Genomic DNA, 9409 nt, shown 5'->3' with positions numbered 1-9409 from the left:
ACTCCCGGCGCTTGTAGATCCGGCGCACCGCCTCGTTGTCCGGCGAGGCCGGGTCGTTCGCGATGACGTCGCCGTCCTCGGTGAAGCCGATCACGGTCATCAGATGGCCCGAGGTCCCGTACCCGGCGCCGGTCAGCTCCTCCTTGAGGAAGGACTGCGACGTTATGGCCGGGATGCCCGCGCGGATCAGCGTCTCCAGGTCCCTGAGCGAGCCCAGCCGGGTCACCGCCGAGCTCATCTCGTCGTACGTCGCGGCGTACGCGGCGTTGAACGGCCAGTTGCCGCAGCCCTCGTACTGGTAGTCGTAGGTGAACCGGGCGGCGTGACAGACCTGCGGGTCGGCCAGGCCGGGCTTGACCCAGGCGAGGTCCTCGGCGGTCGGCCGACGGCCCCAGTACTCGATGATCATCTGCGAGGAGGTGGGGCTGCACCAGGCCTCGCCGCCATTGTCGTACTCGGGGTACTGGCCCGCGTGGACGTTCTGCGAGTAGCGAGGCACCCGCAGCTCGCGGACCAGGCCGGGGGTGCCGGCCGGGACGGTGAAGCGGTCCGGCACATCGGAGGCCATTGCGCCGATCCGCCGGACGGTGGGCGTCAGCCGGCTGCCCGGGGTGCGGTACAGGGTGAGCCGCAGCCGGTAGGAGACCAGTCGCAGTCCGCTCGCCGCGTCGTCCACCGAGAAGGTGTCGGTCCAGATCGAGCTCTTGCCGTCGCTCTGGTCGTCGACCGATGTACGGCGGATGTCGCCGTCGCCCGCGGCCCAGCGGCCCATCACGTACCAGGGCGTCGGGGCGCCGTCCGAGTAGCGCCCCTGGAGCTCGATCTGGATCCAGGTGCCCGCCGGGGTCCGCGCGTTCCAGGAGGCGATCACCTCGGTCGCCGGGACCGAGGAGCGGTGGACCGGGGAGGTCCAGGTCGCGTACTCCCAGGTGGCGGTCGTACCGGTGTGCGGGTCGGTGTAGTCGGTGCGTCCCGCGGCATGGCCGATCACCAGCCCGGGGCGGCGGCCCGCGACGACCCGCGTCCCGGCGCCGGAGCCGCCACGCCAGTCGGTGTAGGTGTGCCAGAAGCGGTTGTCCACGGCGGGAGCCTCGGCCGAAGGGGCGTGGGGCGGGGCGGCGGAGGAAACGGCGGCGACGGCGGAACCGGCGGACGACACCGCTCCGGCGGCGGCCGCTGCCGCGATCGCGGCGGTCAGCACGGTCCTGCGTGAGGTCGGTCTGTTCATGGGCGAGACCCCCGGTCGTAAGCGGAATGGGGCTGCGATGTGCACGACAGTGCGCCAACTATCGCGGGTCGTGGCCGGGTCCGGCCAGCGATTCGGCTCGTACCGATGAACCAATATTGGTCTGGTCCACTGGCGTGACCTGCGGCTGCCGCGGACGCGGACGGCGTCCGCCCGGGACCGGCTCGTAGGCTGGTGGCCATGAACGACCTCTCGCTCCTCGCCCGGCGGCTGCGCACCCTGGCGCCGTCCTGCGGACCGGTCCGGCTGATCGCCGTCGACGGCCACGCGGGCTCGGGGAAGAGCACCTTCGCCGCCCGCCTGGCCGCCGCGCTCGGTGACGCCCCCGTCCTGCACCTGGACGACGTGGCCACGCACGACTCCTTCTTCACCTGGGTGGACCGGCTGCGGGAGCAGGTGCTCGCACCACTGGAGCGCGGCGAGTGCGCGCGGTACGCGCCGTACGACTGGACCGCGCGGGGCTTCGGGGCACCGCGCGACCTGGAGCCCGCGCCGGTGGTCCTGATCGAGGGCGTCGGGGCCGGCCGCCGGGCGCTGCGGCCGCACCTGGCCCGGCTGCTGTGGATGGACCTGCCGGCCGCACGGTCCTGGGAGCGCGGCCGCCGCAGGGACGGGCCCGCGCTCTCGGAGTTCTGGGACGGGTGGACGGCGGCCGAGGCGGAGCACTTCTCGGCCGACCCTTCCCGTTCGCACGCGGACACTCTGGTGCGGCAGTTGCCGGTGGGATACGAGTTGCTGGAGGGACCTGGAACAGCAGCAGGAACGAACCATTCCGTCACGGACCGTGAGCACGTGGCGCCGTCGTACTGAATGGTGAGAAATCGCCCCGCAAGTACCTCAACTCCGCTTGACCCGGGGGCGGTACAGGTCTTACGTTCTCAATGTGCGGCTTTTCGGAGCCCCCAAAGACGCGAAGCCCCCGATTGTTCCCCCGTGATCGGGGGCTTCGTTCTGCCCTCGCGCCCCCTCCCCCACACCCGTCCGACGGATTCCGCTCACCCTGGGTCACGGTCTCCCTTCGGCCTGCGGCGCTCTTAGTCGCACACTCCCTGCGCAGGTACGATGCCTCTCGGTGCGGTCAATTCCCGTCCGTGGCAAAGTGATTCGGCGCGCCCGGGTGGGCAGAATCGTGCGGCGGGACATCCTGGGGGCACGGTTTGTGGGGGACCAGATGGACATCGGCACGCAGGGCGCACAGGCCCCGGCCGACCTCGCCTGGCTGCGCGGCGTGGACGCCTACACCATGGGCGCCTACCCACAGGCCGAGGAGGAGTTCAGGGCAGCGGTCCGGCTCGATCCCGGCATGGCGGACGGCTGGCTCGGCCTCCACGCGCTGAGGGTCGACACGACCGCGGCGCTGCTGCACATGTACCGCCATCGCGAGCGCTTCGGCGAGCAGCGCACCCGGCACCGGCGCACGCTCAACTCCTGGTACTGGCTGGGCTGGTGGGTTCAGCCGGTATTGGAGAGCGCACGGGACCTGCTGCTGGCGCACGCCTCGCACTGGCTGGACGGCCGCCACGTTCCCGAGCTGGACCGGGCGCTCGCGGGCCTGCCGCCGGTGGACACCGACCCGCAGGTGCGCTTTCTGCACGCCTGCCGCTCGTACCTGGTCAAGGACTGGGAGCAGCTCGTACGCAACACCGAGCAGCTGGTGGACGATCCGCTGCTGGGCATCGAGGCGGGGCTGTTCGGTGGCATGGCCCGGGTGCGTCTGGAGATGTACGGGCAGGCCGAGCCGCTGCTCTCGACCGCGCTGATGCGCTGCCGCAGCGAGCAGCCGCAGCGCAAGGAGCTGCGCTACTGGCTGGCCCGTGCGCACGAGGGCACCGGTCGCAGCGCCGCCGCCCTGCCGCTCTACCGGGCGGTGCACCGGATCGACCCCGCGTTCATGGACACCTCGGCGCGGCTCGCGGCGATCGCGGACTACGACGGCCTGGAGGGCTCCGACGAGGCGGCCGGCCTGGCCGCCGTGTCGCTGGCCGGGCTCGGCACCGACGGCACCGTTTCGGAGGCGCAGCCGGACGCGGATCCGCTGCTCGGCGCCGATCCGGTGGACGGGCGGGAGCTGCGGCCCGGCGGTGAGGTGCCCGGTTTCGTGGACGTCGGGATGCCGCCGCCGTCCGGCGGGACGCGGCGCAGGGCGGCGGCGCCCGGTCAGCCGGCGTCCCCGTTCCCGGCCGGGCCCAGCGATCCGGTGCTGCTCGCCGAGGCGCTGGCCGAGCTGGAGCGGATGGTGGGGCTGGAGCCGGTGAAGCGCCAGGTCAAGGCGTTGTCCGCGCAGCTGAACATGGCGCGGCTGCGGGCCGGCCAGGGGCTTCCCGTGCAGCCGCCGAAGCGCCATTTCGTCTTCTCGGGCCCGTCCGGCACCGGCAAGACCACGGTGGCCCGGATTCTGGGCCGGGTCTTCTACGCGCTGGGGCTGCTCGGCGGCGACCATCTGGTCGAGGCCCAACGGGCCGATCTGGTGGGCGAGTTCCTCGGCCAGACCGCGGTCAAGGCCAATGAGCTGATCGACTCGGCGCTCGGCGGGGTGCTCTTCGTCGACGAGGCGTACAGCCTCGCCAACAGCGGCTACAGCAAGGGCGACGCGTACGGCGACGAGGCCCTTCAGGTCCTCCTCAAGCGTGCCGAGGACAACCGGGACCACCTGGTCGTCATTCTCGCGGGCTATCCGGAGGGCATGGACCGGCTGCTGGCCACCAATCCGGGGCTCTCCTCCCGCTTCACCACCCGGGTGGACTTCCCGAGCTACCGGCCACTGGAGCTCACCTCGATCGGTGAGGTGCTGGCGGCGGAGAACGGCGACGCGTGGGACGAGGAGTCCCTGGACGAGCTGCGTTCCATCAGCGGCCATGTGGTCGAGCAGGGCTGGATCGACGAGCTGGGCAACGGCCGGTTCCTGCGCACCCTGTACGAGAAGAGCTGCGCCTACCGCGATCTTCGGCTCTCCGGCTACGCGGCCGTGCCGAGCCGGGACGATCTGGCCACGCTGCGGCTGCCGGACCTGATGCAGGCGTACGGCGAGGTACTGTCCGGCCGGGGGCCGGTGGACCGGGGGCAGCAGGAGCCGCCGGCCCTGTGAGGCCCGGTCTGCCGGAGGGACCGGGCGACGGCCCCTCCGGCAGCGATTGCGTCCAGGGCCTCTCGTTTGGATCCTGCCGGGCTCGCGTGCCCGGTGCCGCACCTCGCCGCGTTGTCGTCGGTCGCCGGCGCTCCTTCCCCAAGCTCTCGGCTCCGCCTTGCGATGCACGACACCGGACCCCGCTCCCTGATCCGGCCTGATCCGAACGAAAGACCCTAGCGGACCGCTGCGGTGAGTTCGCCGTAGCCGGTCGTGGTGCCCGCGGGTTCCGCCGCCCGGCGCGGCACCGCGATCCGGTGGGCCGGGTCGCGCACCTCGCCGACGAGCATCTCCAGGACGTCCTCCATGGCGACCAGGCCGAGGATCCGGCCGGACGCGTCGGCGACCTGTGCCAGGTGCGTGGCCGCCCTGCGCATCACGGTCAGGGCGTCGTCCAGGGGCAGTTCGGCCCGTACGGTCGCCATCGGGCGCCATACGTGCTGGGGGACGGCCCGTTCGCCGTCCTCCAGGTCCAGCACGTCCTTGACGTGCAGGTAGCCCATGAACGGACCGCCGCCCTCCGCGCATACGGGGAAGCGCGAGTAGCCGGTGCGTACGGTCAGCTCCTCGATCCGGTGCGGAGTGACGGACGGGTCCACGGTCACCAGGGACGCCCGGCTGAGCAGCACATCGGTGACGGGCCTGCTGCCCAGCTCCAGCGCGTCCTCCAGCCGCTCCTGCGCCTCCGGCTCCAGCAGTCCGGCCTGGCCGGAGTCCTCGACGAGCCGGTTGAGCTGCTCGCTGGTGAAGACGGCCTCGACCTCGTCCTTCGGTTCGACGCCGAAGATCCTGAGCACCAGCCGGGCGCAGGCGCCCAGCGCGACGGTGACCGGGCGGCAGACGCGGGCGAAGCCGACGAGGCCGGGGCTGAGCCAGAGCGCGGTCTTCTCCGGCGCCGCCATCGCGAGGTTCTTCGGGACCATCTCGCCGATGACGAGGTGGAGGAAGACCACGAAGACGAGTGCCAGGACGTAGCCGAGCGGGTGGATGAGGCCCTCGGGCAGGTGGACCGCCTGGAAGACCGGCTCCAGCAGCTGGGCGACGGTCGGTTCGGCGACGGCGCCGAGGGTCAGTGAGCAGACGGTGATGCCGAACTGGGCGGCTGCCATCATTTGCGGCAGGTTCTCCAGCCCGTACAGCACCTGGCGGGCCCGGCCCGAACCGGCCGCCGCGAGGGGCTCGACCTGGCTGCGCCGTACGGAGACGAGGGCGAACTCGGCGCCGACGAAGAAGCCGTTCGCCAGCACGAGGAGTGCGGCGAAGAGCAGTTGGACCAGGCTCATCGCACGGCCTCCAGGAGGTCCTGGGCCGCCGGGGCCTCGGCCGTGCGGACGAAGCGGACCTTCTCGGCCCGGTAGTGGCCGACCTGGCGGACGGAGATCCGCCAGCCGGGCAGCTCGGCCCGGTCGCCGGGGGCGGGGATCCGTCCCAGCAGATCGGCGACGAGTCCGGCCACGGTCTCGTACGGTCCGTCGGGGACGTCGAGTCCTATCCGGCGCAGGGTGAGGACCCGGCAGCTGCCCTCGGCGTCCCAGGCCGGGCGGCCGTCCTCCGGGGCGGCGGGGGCCAGCTCGGGCCGGTCGGCGCCCTCGGCGTCGTGCTCGTCCCTGACCTCACCGACGAGCTCCTCGATGATGTCCTCCAGGGTGACGACTCCGGCGGTGCCGCCGTACTCGTCGACCACCACGGCGATCGGCTGCTCGTTGCGCAGCCGCTGGAGCAGTTGTTCGACGGGCAGGGACTCGGGGACCAGCAGCGGCGGTACGGCGATCCGTCCGGCCGGGGTGCGCAGCCGGTCCTGGGCGGGCACGGCGAGTGCGTCCTTGAGGTGGATCATGCCGACGACCTCGTCGATGCGTTCCCGGTAGACGGGGAAGCGGGAGAGGCCGGTGGCACGGGTGAGGTTGAGGACGTCCTGTGCGGTCGCCGAGGACTGCAGGGCGCTCACCTTCACCCGTGGGGTCATGACGTGCTGGGCGGTGAGTCCGGCGAGCGACAGGGTCCGTACGAAGAGGTCCGCGGTGTCCTGTTCGAGGGTGCCGGCCTCGGCCGAGTGCCGGGCCAGGGAGACCAGCTCCCCAGGGGTACGGGCGGAGGCCAGTTCGTCGGTGGGCTCGACGCCCAGCAGCCGCACCAGCCGGTTGGCCACGGTGTTCAGCAGGCTGATCACCGGCCGGAACACGGCGGAGAAACGGTGCTGGGGGCCGGCGACGAACCGGGCGACCTGGAGCGGCCGGGAGACCGCCCAGTTCTTCGGTACGAGTTCACCGATCACCATCTGGACGGCGGAGGCCACCATCATCCCGATCACCACGCTGATGCCGGGGACGGCACCGTCGGGCAGCCCGGTCGCGGTGAGCGGGCCGTCCAGCAGCTGGGCGAGCGCCGGTTCGGCGAGCATGCCGACGACCAGTGAGGTGATGGTGATGCCCAGCTGGGTGCCGGAGAGCTGGAAGGAGAGTTCTCGCAGGGCTTCGACGACGGTACGGGCCCGCCGGTCGCCCTCGGCGGCGGCGCGCTCGGCGTCCGGCCGCTCGACCGTGACGAGCCCGAATTCGGCTGCCACGAAGAATCCGTTGGCGAGGATGAGAAGGAATGCCGCGCTGAGAAGCAGCAGGGGGGTGGTCATGCCGCCGCCTCCGGGGAAGGGGCGGCGCAGGTACTACCGGACGATCCGTCCATTGCTGGAAGGAGTCACTCCTTGGGTCGCAGGAAAGCCCCGCCGGTCTCGTGGACCTCTGGGTGCGGGGCGGGGTGCGCAGGGGCACCGCCGCCCTCCAGAGTAATCAAGAAGAGGCCGCACGGGGCAGGGGGCTCAGCCGATGTCCGTTCCGGTGCCGTGCCTCTCGGCGAGGGCGCGCAGCGTCCGGGCGTCGCGGATGGCCTGCTGCTTGGCGATTCCCGGCTGGATGCCGAGGGCGGGCATGCTGGTCCCGTCGCTGAGGTCGAGAAAGACCCAGGGGTCGCCGACGCGCAGGTTGACCCGGAGGATCTCCGCCCAGGACAGCCGGCGCGTCCGGGTGAGATTGACCACGGTCACCCCGTCCTCGTTCGCGACGACCTTCGGGCGGCTGAGCAGCGCGAGCACCCCGAAGAACAGCAGCGCCGTGAAGACGAAACTGGCCCGCTCCCCCGGGCTCAGCTGCTCCAGGGTCAGCGCGACGGCGGTGATGACGAGGAACATCACCGCCCCCACGCTCAGCAGGACCACCCGGGTCCGGGTCGGCCGGAAGGTGACCGGGAGGGTGGGGAGTTCGGGCCGGGGTGCGGGGGCGGACATGGTGTTCTTCTGTCTTCCGGGCGGCCGGCCGTCAGAGGCGGCAGGCGTGGATGGCGGTGGTGAGGATGGCGCGGGCGCCGAGGTCGTACAGATCGTCCATGATCCGCTGGGCCTCCCGGGCGGCGACCATGGAACGGACGGCGACCCAGCCCTCGTGGTGCAGCGGCGAGATGGTCGGCGACTCCAGGCCCGGGGTGAGGGCGACCGCGCGCTCCAGGTGCTCGACGCGGCAGTCGTAGTCCATCATCACGTAGGAGCGGGCGACCAGGACGCCCTGGAGGCGGCGGAGGAACTGCTGCACCTTGGGGTCGTCGTCGGGTGCGCCGGTGCGCCGGATGACGACGGCCTCGGACTGCATGATCGGCTCGCCGATGACTTCGAGTCCGGCGTTGCGCAGGCTGGTGCCGGTCTCCACGACATCGGCGATGACCTGGGCGACACCGAGTTCGATGGCGGTCTCGACGGCGCCGTCGAGGTGGACGACGGAGGCGTTGACGCCGACGTCGGCGAGGTGCTTGGCGACGATGCCCTCGTAGGAGGTGGCGATCGTCATGCCGTCGAAGTCCTGCGGGCCCTGGGCGGTGCCGGGCTTGGTGGCGTAGCGGAAGGTGGAGCGGGCGAAGCCGAGCTGGAGGATCTCCTCGGAGTCCGCGCCGGAGTCCAGCAGCAGGTCGCGGCCGGTGATGCCGATGTCGAGCCGGCCGGAGCTGACGTAGATCGCGATGTCGCGCGGCCGCAGGTAGAAGAACTCGACCTCGTTCTCGGGGTCGACGAGGACGAGTTCCTTGGACTCCTTGCGCTGCTGGTAGCCGGCCTCATGGAGCATCGCCATCGCAGGCCCGGAGAGTGAACCCTTGTTGGGGACGGCGATGCGCAGCATGAGGTCAGGTTCCTTTGCGAGGAGGGAGTGCCGGTGCGGATGTGCGGACGTACGTGGTGCGGGGGTGGTGCTCAGAGGTGGGCGTAGACGTCGTCGAGCGAGATCCCGCGGGCGACCATCATCACCTGGACGTGGTACAGCAGCTGGGAGATCTCCTCGGCGGCGGCGTCCTTGCTCTCGTGCTCGGCGGCCATCCAGACTTCGGCGGCCTCCTCGACGACCTTCTTGCCGATGGCATGGACGCCCTTGTCCACGAGCTCGGCGGTACGGGAGGTGGAGGGGTCGCCGTTGGCGGCCTTGAGCTGCAGCTCGGCGAAGAGCTCTTCGAAGGTTTTGTTCGCCATGATGGTCTTAGAGTACGGGGTCGGTGCCCTGTGCTCAGCGCCAGGGCTCGCTGACCGTGCGCAGCGTGGCAGCGGTGGCGACGGCCGCGGTGACCGCTTCGTGCCCCTTGTCCTCGTTGGACCCTTCGAGGCCGGCCCGGTCGAGCGCCTGCTCCTCCGTGTCGCACGTGAGTACGCCGAAGCCGACCGGGACGCCGGTGTCGACGGCGACCTGGGTGAGGCCGTTGGTGACGCCGTGGGACACGTACTCGAAGTGCGGGGTGCCGCCGCGGATGATCACACCGAGGGCGACGACCGCGTCATAGCCGCGGCCCGCGAGGACCTTGGCGACGACCGGGAGTTCGAAGCTGCCGGGCACCCGGAGCAGGGTCGGCTCGTCGATGCCGAGTTCGTGCAGGGCGCGCAGGGCGCCGTCGACGAGACCGTCCATGATCTTCTCGTGCCACTGCGCGGCGACGACCGCCACGCGCAGGTCACCGCAGTTGCGTACGGACAGTTCGGGTGCGCCCTTGCCGCTCATGTCTCTCCTGCCGCT

General features: G+C 71.4%; 9 protein-coding genes. 2 read left to right on the top strand and 7 right to left on the bottom strand.

What is annotated here, in order from left to right; translation table 11 throughout:
• Positions 1-1228: C39 family peptidase (locus EES42_RS16095; RefSeq protein WP_124719383.1), on the bottom strand; the 1228-nt coding region annotated here is incomplete at its 3' end.
• Between the two features lie 198 nt (positions 1229-1426).
• Between EES42_RS16095 and EES42_RS16090 the strand changes: the two genes are divergently transcribed.
• Together EES42_RS16090 and EES42_RS16085 are read left to right on the top strand one after the other, a co-directional pair.
• On the top strand, positions 1427-2056 hold the full coding sequence (locus EES42_RS16090; protein ID WP_124718914.1) for a uridine kinase family protein: 630 nt from the start codon (positions 1427-1429) through the stop codon (positions 2054-2056).
• 361 nt (positions 2057-2417) lie between these two features.
• Positions 2418-4331 carry an AAA family ATPase gene (locus EES42_RS16085; protein WP_206433481.1) on the top strand — a complete coding sequence of 638 codons (1914 nt, stop codon included), beginning with the start codon at positions 2418-2420 and terminating at the stop codon, positions 4329-4331.
• Positions 4332-4546: 215 nt separating this feature from the next.
• Here the strand turns inward: EES42_RS16085 and EES42_RS16080 are convergent, their stop codons facing one another.
• The 6 genes from EES42_RS16080 to ribH all read right to left on the bottom strand — a co-directional run bounded on the left by EES42_RS16080 (position 4547) and on the right by ribH (position 9394).
• On the bottom strand, positions 4547-5653 hold the full coding sequence (locus EES42_RS16080; protein ID WP_124718913.1) for a hemolysin family protein: 1107 nt from the start codon (positions 5651-5653) through the stop codon (positions 4547-4549).
• On the bottom strand, positions 5650-6999 hold the full coding sequence (locus EES42_RS16075; RefSeq protein WP_124718912.1) for a hemolysin family protein: 1350 nt from the start codon (positions 6997-6999) through the stop codon (positions 5650-5652). The genes EES42_RS16080 and EES42_RS16075 overlap by 4 nt, the downstream gene beginning before the upstream one ends.
• Positions 7000-7185: 186 nt before the next feature.
• On the bottom strand, positions 7186-7650 hold the full coding sequence (locus tag EES42_RS16070; protein ID WP_124718911.1) for a PH domain-containing protein: 465 nt from the start codon (positions 7648-7650) through the stop codon (positions 7186-7188).
• 31 nt (positions 7651-7681) lie between these two features.
• Positions 7682-8530 carry an ATP phosphoribosyltransferase gene (gene hisG / locus EES42_RS16065; RefSeq protein WP_124718910.1) on the bottom strand — a complete coding sequence of 283 codons (849 nt, stop codon included), beginning with the start codon at positions 8528-8530 and terminating at the stop codon, positions 7682-7684.
• Positions 8531-8601: 71 nt separating this feature from the next.
• Positions 8602-8874 (bottom strand): phosphoribosyl-ATP diphosphatase, encoded by a 273-nt coding sequence (locus tag EES42_RS16060; RefSeq protein ID WP_018524273.1) that lies wholly within the window; start codon positions 8872-8874, stop codon positions 8602-8604.
• Between the two features lie 34 nt (positions 8875-8908).
• On the bottom strand, positions 8909-9394 hold the full coding sequence (gene ribH / locus EES42_RS16055; protein WP_124718909.1) for a 6,7-dimethyl-8-ribityllumazine synthase: 486 nt from the start codon (positions 9392-9394) through the stop codon (positions 8909-8911).
• Between the last annotated feature and the right edge of the window lie 15 nt (positions 9395-9409).

This window comes from Streptomyces sp. ADI95-17, from assembly GCF_003846175.1.
GTDB lineage: Bacteria > Actinomycetota > Actinomycetes > Streptomycetales > Streptomycetaceae > Streptomyces > Streptomyces sanglieri.
This window is presented reverse-complemented; position numbering and strand designations above follow the sequence as displayed.